The sequence below is a fragment of the Pseudomonas sp. AU12215 genome (assembly GCF_001675465.2).
GTDB classification, from domain to species: domain Bacteria; phylum Pseudomonadota; class Gammaproteobacteria; order Pseudomonadales; family Pseudomonadaceae; genus Pseudomonas; species Pseudomonas nitroreducens.
This window is the reverse complement of record NZ_MACM02000045.1, coordinates 34,432-51,776: the sequence shown is the minus strand read 5'-3', so window position 1 is coordinate 51,776 and position 17,345 is coordinate 34,432. Positions and strand designations below refer to the sequence as shown.

Annotated in this window: 16 protein-coding genes and 2 pseudogenes; 13 read left to right on the top strand and 5 right to left on the bottom strand. The window is 66.3% G+C overall.

Features of this window, described 5'->3' with window-relative positions; translation table 11 throughout:
- The first annotated feature begins 343 nt into the window (after positions 1–343).
- Positions 344–685: a DMT family protein gene (locus tag A9513_RS10940; RefSeq protein WP_024765477.1), complete on the top strand. Its 342-nt coding sequence runs from the start codon at positions 344–346 to the stop codon at positions 683–685.
- A gap of 58 nt (positions 686–743) precedes the next feature.
- Here the strand turns inward: A9513_RS10940 and A9513_RS10935 are convergent, their stop codons facing one another.
- The gene (locus tag A9513_RS10935; RefSeq protein WP_304362936.1) at positions 744–1,628 is read right to left on the bottom strand and encodes an NAD(P)-dependent oxidoreductase; all 885 of its coding nucleotides are present in this window, start codon (positions 1,626–1,628) and stop codon (positions 744–746) included.
- A 97-nt stretch (positions 1,629–1,725) separates the two neighbouring features.
- Here A9513_RS10935 and A9513_RS10930 point away from each other — a divergent pair, with 97 nt between their 5' ends.
- Positions 1,726–2,277 (top strand): exonuclease domain-containing protein, encoded by a 552-nt coding sequence (locus A9513_RS10930; protein ID WP_024765479.1) that lies wholly within the window; start codon positions 1,726–1,728, stop codon positions 2,275–2,277.
- 111 nt (positions 2,278–2,388) lie between these two features.
- Entirely contained in the window at positions 2,389–2,670 is a 282-nt protein-coding gene (locus A9513_RS10925; protein WP_065084749.1) for a pyrimidine/purine nucleoside phosphorylase, read from the top strand.
- Between the two features lie 72 nt (positions 2,671–2,742).
- Here A9513_RS10925 and A9513_RS10920 read toward each other — a convergent pair whose 3' ends face one another.
- Positions 2,743–3,660, bottom strand: coding sequence for a GTP-binding protein (locus tag A9513_RS10920; RefSeq protein ID WP_065084748.1), 918 nt, complete (start codon positions 3,658–3,660; stop codon positions 2,743–2,745).
- Positions 3,657–5,405: an amidohydrolase gene (locus A9513_RS10915; protein ID WP_065084747.1), complete on the bottom strand. Its 1,749-nt coding sequence runs from the start codon at positions 5,403–5,405 to the stop codon at positions 3,657–3,659. The genes A9513_RS10920 and A9513_RS10915 overlap by 4 nt, the downstream gene beginning before the upstream one ends.
- A gap of 111 nt (positions 5,406–5,516) precedes the next feature.
- On the opposite strand from A9513_RS10915, the gene A9513_RS10910 reads away from it, so the two are divergent.
- Positions 5,517–6,563, top strand: coding sequence for an AraC family transcriptional regulator (locus tag A9513_RS10910; protein WP_065084746.1), 1,047 nt, complete (start codon positions 5,517–5,519; stop codon positions 6,561–6,563).
- 85 nt (positions 6,564–6,648) lie between these two features.
- Here the strand turns inward: A9513_RS10910 and A9513_RS10905 are convergent, their stop codons facing one another.
- Positions 6,649–7,065, bottom strand: a complete 417-nt coding sequence (locus A9513_RS10905; RefSeq protein ID WP_065084745.1) for a VOC family protein — start codon at positions 7,063–7,065, stop codon at positions 6,649–6,651.
- 17 nt (positions 7,066–7,082) lie between these two features.
- Positions 7,083–7,508: a YciI family protein gene (locus A9513_RS10900; RefSeq protein ID WP_024765485.1), complete on the bottom strand. Its 426-nt coding sequence runs from the start codon at positions 7,506–7,508 to the stop codon at positions 7,083–7,085.
- 248 nt (positions 7,509–7,756) lie between these two features.
- Between A9513_RS10900 and A9513_RS10895 the strand changes: the two genes are divergently transcribed.
- The 9 genes and pseudogenes from A9513_RS10895 (at position 7,757) to A9513_RS10855 (ending at position 17,336) form a co-directional block, all read left to right on the top strand.
- The gene (locus tag A9513_RS10895) at positions 7,757–8,407 is read left to right on the top strand and encodes a hypothetical protein (RefSeq protein ID WP_024765486.1); all 651 of its coding nucleotides are present in this window, start codon (positions 7,757–7,759) and stop codon (positions 8,405–8,407) included.
- Positions 8,408–8,479: 72 nt separating this feature from the next.
- Positions 8,480–8,959 carry a YbaK/EbsC family protein gene (locus A9513_RS10890; RefSeq protein WP_065084744.1) on the top strand — a complete coding sequence of 160 codons (480 nt, stop codon included), beginning with the start codon at positions 8,480–8,482 and terminating at the stop codon, positions 8,957–8,959.
- Between the two features lie 305 nt (positions 8,960–9,264).
- Positions 9,265–10,488: an SfnB family sulfur acquisition oxidoreductase gene (locus tag A9513_RS10885; RefSeq protein WP_065084743.1), complete on the top strand. Its 1,224-nt coding sequence runs from the start codon at positions 9,265–9,267 to the stop codon at positions 10,486–10,488.
- A gap of 10 nt (positions 10,489–10,498) precedes the next feature.
- Positions 10,499–11,759 (top strand): annotated as a pseudogene (locus A9513_RS10880) (LLM class flavin-dependent oxidoreductase).
- Positions 11,759–12,424: a methionine ABC transporter permease gene (locus A9513_RS10875; protein ID WP_024765489.1), complete on the top strand. Its 666-nt coding sequence runs from the start codon at positions 11,759–11,761 to the stop codon at positions 12,422–12,424. Before A9513_RS10880 ends, A9513_RS10875 begins: the two are co-directional and overlap by 1 nt.
- A 126-nt stretch (positions 12,425–12,550) precedes the next feature.
- Positions 12,551–13,321 carry a MetQ/NlpA family ABC transporter substrate-binding protein gene (locus tag A9513_RS10870; protein ID WP_065084742.1) on the top strand — a complete coding sequence of 257 codons (771 nt, stop codon included), beginning with the start codon at positions 12,551–12,553 and terminating at the stop codon, positions 13,319–13,321.
- A 173-nt stretch (positions 13,322–13,494) separates the two neighbouring features.
- A complete protein-coding gene (locus tag A9513_RS10865) occupies positions 13,495–14,730 on the top strand; it encodes an SfnB family sulfur acquisition oxidoreductase (protein ID WP_065084741.1) in 1,236 nt (411 codons plus the stop codon).
- A gap of 9 nt (positions 14,731–14,739) precedes the next feature.
- A pseudogene (locus tag A9513_RS10860) lies at positions 14,740–15,942 on the top strand (SfnB family sulfur acquisition oxidoreductase).
- Complete coding sequence (locus tag A9513_RS10855; protein ID WP_065084740.1) at positions 15,939–17,336, top strand: LLM class flavin-dependent oxidoreductase; 1,398 nt, start codon at positions 15,939–15,941, stop codon at positions 17,334–17,336. The pseudogene A9513_RS10860 and the gene A9513_RS10855 overlap by 4 nt, the downstream one beginning before the upstream one ends.
- The last annotated feature ends 9 nt before the right edge of the window (positions 17,337–17,345 follow it).

Genomic DNA, 17,345 nt, shown 5'->3' with positions numbered 1-17,345 from the left:
CGGCGAGCCAGCATCTTGGGGGGGCAGCTCTCCAGCAAGGCCCGCCAAGCCCTTTCGCCGCGGGCGGACATGCACGGCGGGCGGCAATCCCGAGGCGAGCAGAACGGGGCCGCCGAGCATATAGCGGGTCGAGCATTCCGCCAAGCGGGCCAGATCAGCGGGAAACTCCGGCAACGGCTCGCCCATCGGACACTCTCGGACTCCCGTCTCACCCCGACCAGGCCCAGGGATGTCAGCTTCACAGCAACAGCATGCCGTCCCAGTGCCGCGATCGCCGCCCCTTGGCTGTATCGCGGCGCATCCAGTAGGCTCATGCGCAGCCCCCAACCCTGGAGCCTCTGCCATGCCGGTCTGGCTGCAAACCGCTTTTCTTCTGTGTCTTTCCAACCTGTTCATGACCTTCGCCTGGTACGGCCACCTGAAAACCCTGAACAGCAAGCCGTGGATCATCGCGGCGTTGGTCAGTTGGGGCATCGCACTCTTCGAGTATTTATTGCAGGTGCCGGCCAACCGCATCGGCTACACGGTGATGTCGGTGGGGCAACTGAAGATCATGCAGGAGGTCATCACGCTGGCGGTCTTCGTGCCGTTCAGCGTGTACTTCATGCAGCAGCCACTGAAGCTCGACTATCTATGGGCCGGGCTGTGCCTGCTGGGCGCGGTGTACTTCATCTTCCGCGCCTGAATCGGACTGACTCGGCACACGACGATCTCCGCGACCGCCCGGGGAAATAGAAGACCGATCAGGACTCGGACGAGTCCCGCAGACGGGTGATCAGGCTGGAGGTATCCCAGCGCCCGCCTCCGGCAGCCTGCACCTCGGCGTAAAACTGGTCGACCAACGCCGTGACCGGCAGTTGCGCGCCGTTGCGGCGGGCCTCGTCGAGCACGATCCCCAGGTCCTTGCGCATCCAGTCCACCGCGAAGCCGAAGTCGAAGCGCCCTTCCAGCATGCTCTGGTGGCGGTTCTCCAATTGCCAGGATTGCGCCGCGCCCTTGCTGATCACTTCCATGGCCGCCATGCCGTCGAGGCCGGCGCTCCGGGCGAAGTGCAGCGCCTCCGACAGCCCTTGCAGCAAGCCGCCGACGCAGATCTGGTTGACCATCTTGGTCAGCTGGCCGCTGCCCACCGAGCCCATGCGCCGCACCATGCGCGCGTAGGTGGCGATCACCGGTTCGGCGCGCGAATAGAGGTCCGCATCGCCGCCAACCATCACCGTCAGCGCACCGTTCTCGGCGCCGGCCTGGCCGCCGGAGACCGGCGCATCAAGGAAGCCCAGTTCGCGCTCCGCCGCCGCCACGGCCAGTTCACGGGCGACCTCAGCCGAAGCGGTGGTGTGGTCCACCAGCACAGCGCCCGGCTGCATCCCGGCCAACGCGCCTTCCTCGCCCAGCACCACGCTGCGCAGGTCATCATCGTTGCCGACGCAGCACATCACGAACTCAGCCCACTGCGCGGCCTCGCGCGGAGTGTCCGCCGAACTGCCGCCGAACTGCCTGACCCACTGGGCCGCGCGGCTCGCGGTGCGGTTGTAGACGCACACCTCATGCCCTTCGCGCGCCAGATGCCCGGCCATGGGATAGCCCATCACGCCCAGACCGATGAATGCCACTTTCGCCATCTTGATCCCCCTTGTCCTGGTAGCCGGTCAGCCTAGCACAGCGGTTTGCCGGCCCCGCAAACGCCTTCCATACTCGATTCGTACCCAACCACGAGCACCGACTATGCCCCACTGGCTGGTGATCGACCTGGAAGCCACCACCGAGGAAGGCGGCTGGCCGGTCGAGGAAATGGAAATCATCGAGATCGGCGCCAGCCTGGTGGCCGAGGCCGACGGCCGCGAGCTGGATCACTTCCAGCGGTTCGTGCGCCCGCAACGTCGACCACTGCTGACCGCCTTCTGTCGCGAACTCACCCACATCACCCAGGCCAACGTCGATGCCGCCGCGCCCCTGCATGAGGTCTGGCCGCAATTCGAGCGCTGGCTGGCCCAGCACCGCCCGCGCCTGGCCGGCTGGACCAGCTGGGGCGACTACGACCGTCACCAGCTGGAACTGGAATGGCGCCGCCAGAACCTGGACAGCCACCTGGCCCGTGTTCCTCACGTCAACCTCAAACAGCGCTTCGCCCAGGCCCGCCAGCTCAAGCGGCCGGTGGGCCTGAATGCCGCGCTGCACCTGGCCGGATTGAACTTCCAGGGACAGCCGCACCGCGCCCTGGAGGATGCCCGCAATACTGCCCGCCTGTTGCCGCTGACACTGCCGGTGGCCGGCTGAAAGAAGGCTCCATTCACTGACCGAACGGTCGCCTGCGCCGCTCTAGTGACGGAGCCTGCGCCCTTGGGCATACTGACGGGCCCTTTTTCACCCCTCTAGCAGGAGAAGCCCATGTTCAAGGTCAACGAGTACTTCGACGGCACCGTCAAATCCATCGCCTTCGACATGACCGCAGGCCCCGCCACCATCGGCGTGATGGCTCCCGGCGAATACGAATTCGGCACCAGCCAGCTGGAGGTGATGCACGTCGTCGCCGGCGCGCTGACCGTCAAGCTGCCGGGCAGCGACAGCTGGGAAACCTTCGAAGGCGGCAGCAACTTCACCGTACCGGCCAGCAGCAAGTTCCAGCTGAAAGTCGCCCAGGACACCGCCTACCTCTGCGAATACCGCTGAGTTCGGCTGTTCCATGAAAAAGCCGGCCCTGAGGCCGGCTTTTTATTGCCGGTACAACTGTCGAGCTCTGTCCTACGAAAAGCAGCCGCATAACCCGGCCGCAAGATCAGCCCGCAATCCTGCGTCCTTTTCCGCGATGAACACCAGCCGCGATCCCTGTGCCGCTTCGGCCGCCGTCGCCGGCCGCAGCTGATAGCGCCCGCCAACGTACTGCAGCCACAACGCATCCCTCTGTCCAGACAGTCGGATCAGTCCCTTGAGGCGCAGCAGGCCACGCGGCAGCGTCTCCAACCAGAGTTTCAGCCGCACGCCCTCAAAGCTTTCATCCCCCTGCCAACTCCAGCTGTCGAACAGGTCGCCATGGTCGACACCTTCCTGCCCATGGGGCCGCAGCTTGCGCGACGGCTCGCCCAGCAGCAGCTCATCGGGAATCTGCGCCTGGATGGTTTCCAGCACCCGCGCGCCACCGCCGAAGCGCTCGCGCTGGGCGGCCAGCTCATCGGTTTCGAGCAGGTCGCACTTGTTCAGCAGCAGCAGATCGGCGGCAGCCGCCTGCATGCGTTCCAGCCGCGCATACTCGCCTTCGAGCGGCTCACGACGGGCGGCGTCGACCACGGTCAGCACCGCATCCAGGTGCAGGCGCCTGCGCAGCTTCGGGTAGCCGAGCGTCTGTACGATGCGCTGCGGGTCGGACACCCCGCTGCACTCGATCACCACCTGCTCCAACGGCGGGTGCATATTCGCCAGTCGTTCCAGCTGCGCCAGCAGGTCGTCCTGCACCGAGCAGCAGATGCAGCCGTTCTCCAGGCTGTACACGGCCTCGGTCTGCTCGGCGATCATCCCGGCGTCGATGTTCAGCTCGCCGAAGTCATTGACGATCACTGCCAGCCGCCGCCCTTCACAGCGCTCCAGCAGGTTGCGCAACAGCGTGGTCTTGCCGGCGCCGAGGAAGCCGGCGACCACCGTTACCGGGATGCTCGCGGCATTCATGCGTTGACCCCTTCGATACGCGGCGGCTCGTCCTGCCACACCGCCGCCAGGGCGGTATCGCTGAACTGGCCGAGGCGGTCGTACACCGGGCGACCTTCGACGAAGGTCAGTTGCACCTCGGTGCGGTGGATGTAGTTGCGCGCCGGCTGCTCGAACAGGTTGCGGTCGAGGACGATGAAGTCCGCCGACTTGCCCGCCTCCAGGCTGCCGGTGAGATGTTCCAGGCCCATGGCATAGGCACCGTTGAGGGTCGCAACGCGGATCGCCTGTTCCAGGCTGATCGGTTCGCCAAAGCACGCAGGGTCGTCGTTCCACGGGTTCTGCCGGGTGACCAGGGTTTCCAGCGCCAGCCAGGGATCGATGGACGCCACCGGCCAGTCGGTGCCGAACACCGCGGTGCCGCCGGCGGCCAGCACGCCCTTGAAGTCGTAGATGCGCTTCAGGCGATCCGGGCCGTAGCCGGAGCGCGCGCCGCTGGCGAAGGGCGTCGGGTACCAGGCCGCCGGGGAGAACTCGGCGATCACCTCCAGCTCACGGAAGCGCTTGAGGTTGCCCGGATGCAGGATGGTGCTGTGCGCGCACTGGTGGCGCACGCCGGAAAAGCCATTGCGCCGGCGCGCTTCGGCCACCGCATCGAGGAATACGTCGGACGCGGCATCACCCGTGCAATGGGCGATCACGCGGATGCCGCGACGGTCCATGTCCACCACCATGTCAGTGATGTGCTCCGGCGTCAGGTTCAGCTTGCCGCGCCAGGCGTCTTCGCCCGGCCAGGGCGTGATAAGGAAGGACGAGCGCGGCTCGACGGTGCCGTCGAAGTGGAATTTCACCGCATTCGCCGACAGCCGCGCACTGCGGTAGTAGTGGCGTTCGCCGGCGAGCAGCTCCCAGCGGCGACGCACCGGGAAGATGTCGTCCTGCCAGCTGATTGCCGCTTCCACTCGCAGGGTCAGCTGGCCGGCGTCATCGAGGTACTTAAGCGCATCCAGGCGGTTCTCGCAGACGTGCAGGTACTTGGCCGCGGTGACGCCGCGAGAACTCTGGAAGTGCACGCCTTCGCGGTAGGACTGGCGCAGCACCTTGGCCGGGGTCGGCGGCATGGCAGCGTGGATCAGCGCGTAACCGCCGTCGATCAACAGGCCGTTGGGCTCGCCGGTCAGCTCGTCGCGCTCCAGGTAGCCATTGCGCGGATCGGGCGTATTGGCGTCGATGCCGGCCAGTTCCAGCGCGCGGGAGTTGACCATCATGGTGCCCCACATGCGGTCGAGCAGCGCCACGGGGCGATCCGGCATCACCGAGTCGAGCCACTCGCGGCCCGGCTTCAGCCCGGCTTCGCGGAAGGTGTAGCGCACCCAGTACTGGCCGTAGACCCAGCCATCGCCCGGGTGGCTGTCGGCATAGTCTCGAATGGCCTTGGCAAGCTGCTCCGGAGTCGGGTCCTCGATGCCGACATCGAGGTCGTCGGCATAGCGCGGATTCAGCGCCAGGTCCGGGTGAGTGTGCATGTCGTGCAGGCCAGGCATGCAGAAGGCGCCTTCGAGATCATGCACCAGGGTGTCCGGGCCGATCAGGTGCTCCATCTCTTCGCGAAGGCCGACTGCCAGCAACCGACCATCCCGGATGGCAACGGCCTCGGCCCAGGGTTGGGCGGGATCGAGGGTGTAGAAGCGGCCGTTGTGCAGCAGCAGTTCGGCAAAGCGGCCGGTTGGGGAATTGGAGGAGCGGAAGCGGTCCGGAGCGGTCATGGGAAGCCCTTGTTGTTCTTGTCCGTGGGGGCAGTATAGGGCTCGACTTTCAACCATTGACTAGCACAAGATGACAACTCGCTAGCACTAAACAACAGGTTGACCGCGCGAATGCCCACCGCTTCCTTCGATATCGATTACGCCGCGCGTCAGCTTTTCCGCCATTTCATCGACGAATGGCGCGCTCGCCCCGCCCTGCCACCCGTGGCTCCCCTGCTCGGTGGCCTCGGCTTGCCGCCGAGCGGAGAAGCGGCAGCCACCATGATGAACTTCGCCCGCTACTATCGCCTGCTGCAGCAGGCCGCCGGACTGCTCGGCCCGAGCGACTTCTTCCTGCGCCTGGGCCAGCGCTACAACCTCTATGACCTGGGAGTGATCGGCTACGCGCTGATCAGCGCGGCCAACCTGCGGCGCTCCTGGGACATCTCCCTCGGCCAGCCGTCGAGCCTGATGCCTCACCCGATCCACACCCACCGAGAGGAGGTCGACGAGCACATTCGACTGACGCTGCAATTGCCGCCTTTCAGTGAGGTGGAGCGCACCGCCCTCTGCGAGGAATGGCTGAGCAGCACCTGGCGCTGGTTGTGCCAGCGCCTGCCGGACCTGGAGAACTGCGCCAGCATGCAGTTGCACCTGCCCTACCCGCCGCCGGCGCATGCCGCGCTGTACGGCGAGATTTTCCCCGGCCTCTGTCATTTCAATGCCGAGCGGGCCGAATTGTGGATGCCACGGGAATTCCACGATCGCCCCTTCTCGACCGCCAACCCTTCCGTGACGCGGCTGTGCCAAGCCCAGGGCGCGGCGACCCTGGCCAGTTTCGAACGTGGTCAGGCGCTACCGGATGACGTGCGCTATTACCTGCTGCAGAACGCGCGTATCCCACTACCGGATCTGGAACAGACCGCCGCCTGGTTGCGCCTGCCGCCACATACGCTGCAACGCCGGCTGCGGGAGCACGGGCTGACCTTCAAGGGCATAGTGCTGGAGGTGCGGATGGCGCTGGCCCAGCGTTATCTGCTGGCCAGCCGGATGGCGCTGCAGGAGATTGCCTTCCTCCTCGGCTACGAACACGTCACCAGCTTCCACCGGGCATTCCAGCGGTTTACCGGGACGACACCGGAGCGATTCCGCGCAGCGGGCGGGATCTCAGCTGAATAGGCAAGCGCGGGCAGAGTCCACTCCTACGCCAGGGTTGGCCCTTGTGTAGGAGCGCACTCCGTCCGCGACAGGCTCGCCGTTGCGCTTAAGCTTCCTTCTCGCAGTTGATCATCCACGGCACGCCGAAGCGGTCCTCCACTGCGCCGAACAATTCGGCCCAGAAGGTCTGCTCCAGCGGCATGGTGACCTTGCCGCCCTTGCCCAGCGCCTCGAACAGGCGCCGGGCCTCGGCCTTGCTGTCGACGTTCAGGGTGATCGACACACCCTTCACTCCTTCGTACTGGCCGCATTGGGGCGAGGCGTCCGATCCCATCAGCACATGGCCATCCACTTCCAGGCGGACGTGGATGACGCGGTTCTTCAAGGCCTCGGGCATGTCCTCGCAACCCGGCGCATCGGAGAAGCGCATCAGCGCCGGCAGCTCTGCGCGCAGTACCTCGGCGTAATAACGGAAGGCTTCCTCGCAGCTTCCATCGAAGACCAGATAGGCATTCATCAACATGGCGGTATCCTCCAGATTCAGGATTTGCTGGCGATTTCGGCGCGCAGACGCTCTTCCTGCTCACGCAATTCAGGGGTGAATTCGGCACCGAAGTCCTCGGCCTCGAAGATCTGCCGGATTTCGATCTCGGACTCACCATCGAAGGGATTGGGCGAGCGCTTGACCCAGTCGATGCACTCCTGCAACGACGCGGTCTGCATGATCCAGAAGCCGGCGATAAGCTCCTTGGTTTCGGCGAACGGGCCGTCGATCACCTGCCGCGAAGCGCCATCGAAGCGTACCCGCGCGCCCTTGGCGCTGGGGTGCAGCCCTTCGCCCGCCAGCATCACCCCGGCCTTGACCAGTTCTTCGTTGAACGCCCCCATGGCGGCGAGCAGTTCTTCCTTGGGCATCACACCCGCCTCGGAGTCGGCGGTGGCTTTGACGATCACCATGAAACGCATGGGTTTTCTCCTCTTGTCATTCTCTTGTAATTGCCAGCGTGGCGGCCGGTTTCATCCGGTTCCTGACGAATAGTCGAAGGGCAGGACGGCGAATCGACAGCCCACGCAAAAATATTCTCAGGGGTACTGCGAGGGCTTTGAGCATAGGTCGCGCCAAGGACCGCAGCCGCAGAAATGGGAAAATTCGCTATGGACGCCCAGGGCCAACGCCATTAGAACGTGCCGTTCGGAAAACTCCGGGCGCCCCCATGCAGGTCCAGCTCATTCCCGTCATCGAACTGTTCTACCTGGTCGACTCCGTGCCGGTGCCGACCGAGGGGCCGTACTGGGAGCACGTGGAAAGCTGGCGGGCCTTCCATGAGCGCAATCTGAGGGCCAGCGGCTTCGATCCGAGCCTCAGGCCCTACCGGCCGGGAAGCGCATTCCACCGTATCGCCGAGCTGAGCGATGCTGACATTTCGCGCCTGATACGGCTGCACTGTGAAGAGGGGCTGGCGGGCTCGGGGAACTGGAAACAGATCCAGCCCTTGCCCGGCGGCTATGTATTGCGGATCGGCAGTCTCGATGTGCTGTTCCCGCAGTGCTGCAGCGACCTGGGCGACCTGCACAGCTGGAAGCGCATCGCCGCTGGCAAGGGTGCCTACCTGTACAGCGGCCACCCTTCGCCCGACATCAGTCGCCGCAACCAGTCCGCCCATTTCGACTTCAACGGGCCGGGCGAGGGCTTTGCCCCGCCCCCGCCGCTGCATTCGGTCACGGTACCATTGAGCGAACTGATGCGCGCCGTGCATGCCGCCGATCGGGAACTACGGATTTTCGCGGCGCGATTGGCATTGGTGAACGCCGAGCAGGCGCTGCACGTACCGGACATCGAAACCCTGCTCATCCACGGACGCTAGCCTTCCGGGCTGGACAGTCTTCTCCGCGCTTCTTAGATTCAGACCTTTTCGCAAGATACGGAGCATTGCCCCATGAGCCTGGAATCGGTTCGCGCCTTCTTCGCCGAAAAGGCCCCCGACATCCCCATCATCGAGCTGGAAACCAGCACCGCCACCGTCGCCCTGGCCGCCGAGGCCCACGGCGTCGAGCCGGGCCGCATTGCCAAGACGCTGTCCCTGCGCATCGGCGAGCGCACCGTGCTGGTCGTGGCGCGTGGCGACGCGCGGCTGGACAACCGCAAGCTCAAGGAAGCCTTTGGCGGCAAGGCGAAGATGCTCGGTGCCGAGGAAGTCGTGGAGTTGACCGGCCACCCCGTGGGCGGGGTCTGCCCGTTCGGCCTGGCGACGCCGTTGCCGGTGTATTGCGATGTGTCGTTGCAGGCGTTCGACGAGGTGCTGCCGGCCGCTGGCGCGGTGCACAGCGCCGTGCGGATCGGGCCGCAGCGCATGGCGGAGCTGGTGGCGGCGGACTGGATCGACGTCTGCCAGGAGCGGGTTGATCAACCAGTTTAGGTTTGCCGACCATCGCGGACGAAGTCCGCTGCTACACCCGATGGAAACTTCCGTTAGCAGCGGACTCCATCCGCGATGGGCGTCAGGCCGCTCCAATCCGCCAAGGTATATCCCTGCTCCGCCACTGTTGCCACAGCAACACTCGCCCAACACTTTGCTGTTCGCCCAGCGTCTCAACTGTTTACCAAAAACTACAAACTATTGATTTAAAAGACTTTTAAATTACGGCACAGCTTGTGCAATGACCTGAACAGACAGGCCCGAACACCGGGCCGATTCATCTGCCCCGAGGTCGCTGTACTGCCATGTCCCAACTCCCCGAATCCGCCCACTACGACATCCGTGAGCCGAACGCCCAGGTAATCACCTCCGATGCCGAGGCCATCGACGTCGCCCACAAGGTCGCCGCCTTCCTGCTCGAAGGCGCCGCCGAGCGCGACCGCAACCGCGAAGTCCCCCCGGAAGTGGTCGAGGTCTACTCCAACAGCGGCCTGTGGGGCATCACCGTGCCGCGCGCCTTTGGCGGCGCCGAGGTGTCCTACGCCACGCTGGCGGAAGTCATCGCCATCATCTCCGCCGCCGACCCGTCGCTGGGACAGATTCCACAGAACCACTACTGCCTGCTGGAAGACATCCGCCTGCAGGGCAGCGACGAACAGAAGCGCTTCTTCTTCGACCTCGCGCTCAAGGGCAACCGCTTCGCCAACGCGCTGTCGGAAACCGGCGGCAAGACCGTGCAGGACATCCAGACCCGCCTGCGCCGTGACGGCGATCATGTCGTGCTCGACGGCCGCAAGGGCTACTGCACCGGTTCGCTCTACGCCCATTGGCTCGGCGTGCTGGGCCTGGACGAACAGGGCAACGCCCAGCTGGCCTTCGTCCCGCGCGGCACGCCGGGACTGGTGATCGTCGACGACTGGGCCAGCATCGGCCAGCGCACCACCTCCAGCGGCACCGTGCTGGTGGACGGCCTGCGGGTGCCGGCGTTCAACGTCTTCCCTACCCACCGCTCCTACGACGTGCCGACCCTGGCCGGCCCGTTCGCGCAGATCACCACCGCCGCCATCGACGCCGGCATTGCCCGCGCTGCGCTGCGCGACACCATCGCCTTCGTCCGCGAACAGGCGCGCCCGTGGATCGACGCCGGCGTGGAGAAGGCCAGCGAAGACCCGCTGACCATCATCCAGGTCGGTGAACTGGGCATCCGCATCGAAGCCGCCGATGCCCTGCTGGAACGCGCCGGCAGGGTGATGGACGCCGCTCGCCCGGCGCCGGACGAAGACAGCGTGGCCCGCGCCTCGGTTGCCGTGGCCAAGGCCAAGGTGCTGACCACCGAAGTCGCCATCGATGCCGCCAACAAGCTGTTCGAGCTGGGCGGCACCCGCTCCACCCTCGCCCGCCACGCCCTCGACCGCCACTGGCGCAACGCCCGCGTGCACACCCTGCACGACCCGGTGCGCTGGAAGTACCACCTGGTCGGCAACTGGCTGCTCAACGACAAGCGTCCGCCGCGCCACGACTGGAACTGAGGCCATCGCCATGAGCAAGCAGATTCGCCTCAACGCCTTCGCCATGAACTGCGTCGGCCACCTCTCGCCCGGCCTCTGGCGCCACCCGCGCGACCAGCAGGCCGCGCGCTACACCGACATCCACTACTGGATCGAACTGGCGAAAACCCTCGAACGCGGCAGGATCGACGGCCATGGCCGCGGCCACCGAGCACCTGGGCTTCGGCATCACCGCCTCGGTGTCGTTCGAGCACCCGTTACCGTTCGCCCGGCGCATGTCCACGCTGGATCATCTGACCCGTGGCCGAGCCGGCTGGAACATCGTCACCTCCTACCTCAACAGCGGCGCGCGCAACCTGGGGCTGAAGCAGCAGCTCAACCACCAGCAGCGCTACGCCCTGGCCGCCGAGTACCTGGAGGTCTGCTACAAGCTCTGGGAAGCCAGCTGGGACGATGACGCCGTGGTCGCCGACCGCAAGAGCGGCGTCTACGCCGACCCGCGCAAGGTCCACCCCATCGAGCACAAGGGCGAACACTTCGAGGTGCCCGGCTTCCACCTCAGCCAGCCATCGCCGCAGCGCACGCCGGTGCTGTACCAGGCCGGCGCCTCCAGCCGCGGCAAGGCCTTCGCCGCCGGCAATGCCGAGTGCGTGTTCGTCGCCGCGCCGACGAAGAACATCCTCCGCGACCAGGTGGCCGATCTGCGACGCCTCGCCGTGGAAGCCGGTCGCCAGCCCGACGACGTGCTGGTCCTGAACCAGCTCACCGTGATCGTCGCGCCGACCGACGCCGAGGCACTGGCCAAGCTGGAAGACTATCGCCAGTACAGCGACCGCGAAGGCGCCCTGGCGCTGGTCTCCGGCTGGACCGGCATCGACTTCGGCCAGTACGCGCCGGACCAGGTGTTGCGCCACGTACAGAGCGACGCCATCCAGTCCGCGGTGGACGCCTTCAGCGCTGCCGACCCGCAGCGCCAGTGGACCGCCGCCGAGATCGCCGACTACTGCGCACTGGGCGGTGACGGCCCGCTGCTGGTGGGTTCGCCGCAGACCGTGGCAGACCAGCTGCAGGCCTGGGTCGAGGAAACCGACGTGGACGGCTTCAACCTCTCCAGCCTGGTGGCGCCGGAAACCTTCGTCGACATCGTCGACCTGCTTGTTCCGGAACTGCAGGCGCGCGGCCTGTTCAAGCGCGAGTACGAACAGGGCACGCTACGCAACAAGCTGTTCGGCCAGGGCGACCGCCTGGGCGCTTCGCACCGCGCCGCCAAGCTGCGCAGGGGCCGCGAATGATGGACGGCTGGTTCCGCAACCTCGACTGGCACGACCTCGCCCAGGCCTGCCTGGACACCCTGGCCATGCTCGGCGGCGCGCTGGCCTTCACCGTGCTGCTGGGCCTGCCGCTGGGCGTGTTGCTGTACCTCACCGGCAAGCGCCAGCTGCACGAGAAACCCGGCCTGTACCGCGCCCTGTCGGTGGTGGTGAACATGCTGCGTTCGCTGCCGTTCATCATCCTGCTGATCGTGCTGATCCCGGTCACCACGCTGGTCACCGGCACCTCGCTGGGCGTGCCCGGCGCCATCCCGCCACTGGTGGTGGGCTGCACGCCGTTCTTCGCGCGGCTGGTGGAAACCGCCCTGCGCGAAGTCGACCGCGGCCTGGTGGAAGCCACCCAGGCGATGGGCGCCAGCACCTGGCAGATCATCTGGCACACGCTGCTGCCGGAAGCCCGCACCGGGCTGATCGCTGCCGTCACCGTGACTGCCATCGTGCTGGTGGACTACACCGCGATGTCCGGCGTGATCGGCGGCGGCGGCCTCGGCGACCTGGCGATCCGCTTCGGTTACCAGCGCTTCCAGACCGACGTGATGATCATCACCGTCGCCCTGCTGATCCTGCTGGTGCAGGCCCTGCAGATGAGCGGCGACCGACTGGTGGCGCGCTACACCCGGCGCTGAAATCCCCGCCCACTCCCTCTCCGGGAGCGGCACCCAGAACACCCGCCGGCAGCCGGGCTCCGCTGCCCTCAAGGCCCCACGTCCACACCACGACGGCCCACCCACTATTGCCAAGGAGCAACACCCATGAAAAAGGCCATCGCCATTCTGGCGGCCGTCGTCGCCTTCTCCGCCCACGCAGGGGAAAAACTCGTTGTCGGCGCCACCCCGGTGCCGCACGCGGAAATCCTCGAGTTCGTCAAACCGGAACTGGCCAAGGAAGGCGTCGACCTGGACATCAAGGTCTTCACCGACTTCATCCAGCCCAACCTGCAACTCGCGCAGAAGAACCTCGACGCCAACTACTACCAGTACCGCCCGTTCCTCGATGACTTCAACAAGACCCGCCACACCGACCTGGTGCCGGTGGTGGGCATCCACATCGAGCCGTTCGGCGCCTACTCCACCAAGTACAAGTCCCTCGCCGAACTGCCCGACGGCGCCAGCGTGGCCATCCCCAACGACCCGGTGAACACCGGCCGCGCCCTGGTACTGCTGGCCGAGAGTGGCCTGATCAAGCTCAAGGACCCGAGCAATCCGCAATCCACCGAGCGCGACATTACCGACAACCCCAAACACCTGAAGATCCGTGAACTGGAAGGTGCCCTGCTCGCCCGCGCCGTGAAACAGGTGGACCTGGCCTTCATCTTCGCCAACTACGCCCTGGAAGCAGGCATCGACACCAAGAGCGCGCTGATCGTGGAGAAAGGCAAGGACCTCTACGCCGAGTTCCTGGTGGCGCGTCCGGACAACATCCAGGACCTAGGCATCCAGAAGCTGGCCAAGGTGCTGAATTCGCCGGAGGTCCGCCAGTTCATCCTGACCCGCTACAAGGGCGAGATTGCGCCGGCGTTCTGATCGAGCTCCGGAAACGGTCTGCTGCGCGTCGGCCATGCCGCGCTGGGCAGGGACTCGCAATGCTCATTCACTGGAGTGAACAGTACTTCCGAGTCCCTGCCCGCCTTGCCTGGCTCTAGCTCGCCAGACCTCGATACCACCGGCAGCAACAAAAGCAAAAAAGAAGGCAACGCATGACCAACGAATCCGCACCCAAGGACCTTCGTGACCAGGCGCCCCGGCTACTCCCGGCGCGCCGTATCAGCAACGACGCCCAGGCCATCGAAGCCGCCCACGAAGTGGCCCGCCTGGCGAAACCCGGAGCCGCCGCCCGCGACCGCGAGCGCGCGCTGCCCTGGCGCGAACTGGAACACTTCACCGCCCTCGGCCTGGGCGGCATCAGCATTCCCCGCGAGTACGGCGGCGCGCAGGTTTCCTACGCCACCGTGGCCGAAGTCTTCCGCGTGATCTGTGCCGCCGACCCGGCTCTGGGGCAGATCCCGCAGAACCAGTTCGGCCTGCTCAACGTCATCGACAACGTCGCCAGCGAGGCACAGAAGCGCGTGCTGTTCGGCGGCGTACTCAACGGCCGGCGCATCGGCAATGCCGGCCCCGAGCGTAATACCAGGAACACCCTCGAACTCAAGGCACGACTGGTGCGCGACGGCGAGCAGTTCCGCGTCAGTGGCGAGAAGTTCTATTCAACCGGCGCGCTGTTCGCCCATTGGGTCGCGGTGAAAGCCATCGACGAAGACGGCCGCGCGGTCATGGGCTTCGTCGAACGTGGCGTGGATGGCCTGCGCATCGTCGACGACTGGTCCGGCTTCGGCCAGCGCACCACCGCCAGCGGCACCGTGCTGCTGGATAACGCACCCGTCGCCGACTCGCTGGTGATCCACAACGGTCGCCTGGCCGACATCCCGAACATCCAGGGCGCCGTCTCGCAACTGATCCAGGCCGCCATTGATGCCGGCATCGCGGCGAACGCCCTGGAAGACGCCATCGACTTCATCCGCACGCGCACCCGCCCCTTTATCGACGCCAACGTCGAGCAGGTCAGCGAAGAGCCTTTCACCCTCTTCGAGATCGGCCGCCTGCAGGTCGAACTGCACGCCGCCGAGGCGCTGCTGGAACGCGCCGGCCATGTGCTCGACGAAGTCAGCGCACGCCCCGTCGACGACGAGTCCGCCGCCCGCGCGTCCATCGCCGTGGCCGAGGCCAAGGTGCTGACCACCGAGATCAGCCTGGCCGCCAGCGAGAAGCTCTTCGAACTGGCCGGCAGCCGCGCCACCCTCGCCGAGTTCAACCTCGACCGCCACTGGCGCAACGCCCGCGTGCACACCCTGCACGACCCGGTGCGCTGGAAGGTCCAGGCGGTTGGCGCCTACCACCTCAACGGCGCCCGCCCGGCGCGACATTCCTGGATCTGAGGAGCGCCGATGAACAGTCTCGTACAGCCAAATCCCGTCCACATCATCCGCAGCGACGACGAAGCCCTCGACGTCGCCCGCGCCTTGGCCGCCGACTTCCGCGCAGGCGCCATCGCCCGCGACCGCGAGCGGCGCCTGCCGTGGGACGAACTAGAACGCTTCAGCCGCTCCGGCCTGTGGGGCATCACCGTGCCGCGCGAGTATGGCGGCGCGGGCGTCTCCCGCGTCACCGTGGCGCGGGTGATCGCCATCATCTCCGCCGCCGACGGCTCACTGGGGTAGATTCCGCAGAACCATTTCTATGCCATCGAACTGCTGCGGGTGAATGGCAACGACGAGCAGAAAGCCCGCCTGTTCGCCGAGGTGCTGGCCGGCGTGCGCTTCGGCAATGCGCTGGCGGAGATCGGCACCCGTACCGCCCATGATCGCACCACGCGCCTCAAGCGCGAGGGCGGCCGCCTGCGCATTCACGGCCGCAAGTTCTACTGCACCGGCGCGCTGTATGCGCAGCGCATTCCGACGCTGGTGATCGATGACGATGGCCTGCAGCAATTCGCCTTCATCCCGCGCGACACCCCGGGCGTCGAGATCATCGACGACTGGTCCGGCTTCGGCCAGCGCACCACCGGCAGCGGCAGCGTGGTGTTCGATGGCGCGCAGGTCGGCGAGGACGACATCGTCTCGTTCCAGGCTGCTTTCGAGCGCCCGACCACCGTTGGCCCTTACGCACAGATTCTGCACGCGGCCATCGATGTCGGCATCGCTCGGGGCGCTTATGAAGACACGCTGACCTTCCTGCGCGAGAAGGCACGGCCGTGGATCGATTCGGGGGTGGACAAGGCCAGCGATGATCCGCTGGCGATCAACGAGGTGGGCCGCCTGGCGATCCGCCTGCATGCCGCCGAAGCGCTGCTGGACCGCTCCGGCCGAGTGCTCGACGCAGCCACCGCCGAGCCGACTGCCGAAAGCGTTGCCGCCGCGTCCATCGCCGTGGCCGAGGCGCGCGCCATTACCACCGAAGTCTCGCTGCTCGCCGGCAGCAAGCTGATCGAACTGGGCGGCAGCCGCGCCAGCCTCGCCGAACTGGGCCTGGATCGCCACTGGCGCAACGCACGCGTGCACACCCTGCACGACCCGGCGCGCTGGAAGTATTTCGCGGTGGGCAACTACTACCTCAACGGCAAGCTCCCGCCGCGCCGGGGAACCCTATGAGCCAGAAACAGATTCTCCTCAACGCCTTCAGCATGAATTGCGTCGGCCATATCAACCACGGCCTGTGGACCCACCCGCGCGACCGCTCGACGGACTTCAACAGGCTCAGCCACTGGACCGAGCTCGCCCGCCTGCTGGAGAAAGGCCTGTTCGACGGCCTGTTCCTGGCCGATATCCTCGGCGTCTACGACGTCTACCAGAACGGCATCGAGCTCACCGCGAAGGAGGCCATCCAGCTGCCGGTGAACGACCCGCTGATGCTGGTCTCGGCCATGGCCGGCGTTACGCAAAATCTGGGCTTCGGCGTCACCGCCAACCTCACCTACGAGGCACCCTACCCGTTCGCCCGGCGCCTCTCCACCCTCGACCATCTGAGCGATGGCCGGGTCGGCTGGAATATCGTCACCGGTTACCTGGAAAGCACCGCCCGCGCCATGGGCCAGGACCGGCAGATCGACCACGACCGCCGCTACGACCGCGCCGACGAATACCTGGAGGTGCTCTACAAGCTCTGGGAAGGCAGCTGGGAAGACGACGCGGTAATCGCCGACCGCCAGCGCCGCCTCTACGCGCAGCCGGGCAAGGTGCACAAGGTCCGCCACCACGGCGAGTTCTTCGACGTCGAGGGCTACCACCTCAGCCAGCCATCGCCGCAGCGCACGCCACTCTTGTTCCAGGCCGGCGCGTCCAATCGCGGGCTCGCCTTCGCAGCACGCCACGCCGAGTGCGTGTTCGTCTCGGCACAGAGCCGTGAAGCCACCCGCGTGCTGGTGGACCGCATCCGCCAGGCGGCAGTGGACGCGGGGCGTCGGCCGGACGACATCAAGGTGTTCATGGGCATCAACGTCATCGTCGCACCGACCGAGGCCGAGGCGCGCGACAAGCTCGCCGAGTACCGCCGCTTCGCCAGCGCCGAGGCCGGGCTTGCGCACTTCGCCAGCACCACCGGCATAGACTTCTCGCGCTACGCGCTGGACGAGCCGATCCGCTACGAAAAGACCAATGCCATCGAGTCCGCCACCAAGGCCCTGACCGTGGCCCGTACCGACGCCACCGTGCGCCAGTTGCTGGAACAGTTCACCCTCGGCGGCCGCTACACCACGCTGGTGGGCGACCCGGTGCAGGTAGCGGACGAGCTGCTGGGCTGGATCAACGAGGCGGGCCTGGACGGCTTCAACCTCACCCGCACCGTGGAGCCGGAAAGCTACGCCGACTTCATTGAGCTGGTGGTGCCCGAATTGCAGAACCGCGGCGCCTACAAGACCGCCTACGAGGCCGGCACCCTGCGGGAAAAACTCTTCGGCGCCGGCCGCGCCCGACTGCCCGCGCGGCACGTCGGCGCGAGCTATCGCCAGGCAACCGCCACTGGAGCGACTCCAGCCTTCTCTCTTTAAAAGGCCGTC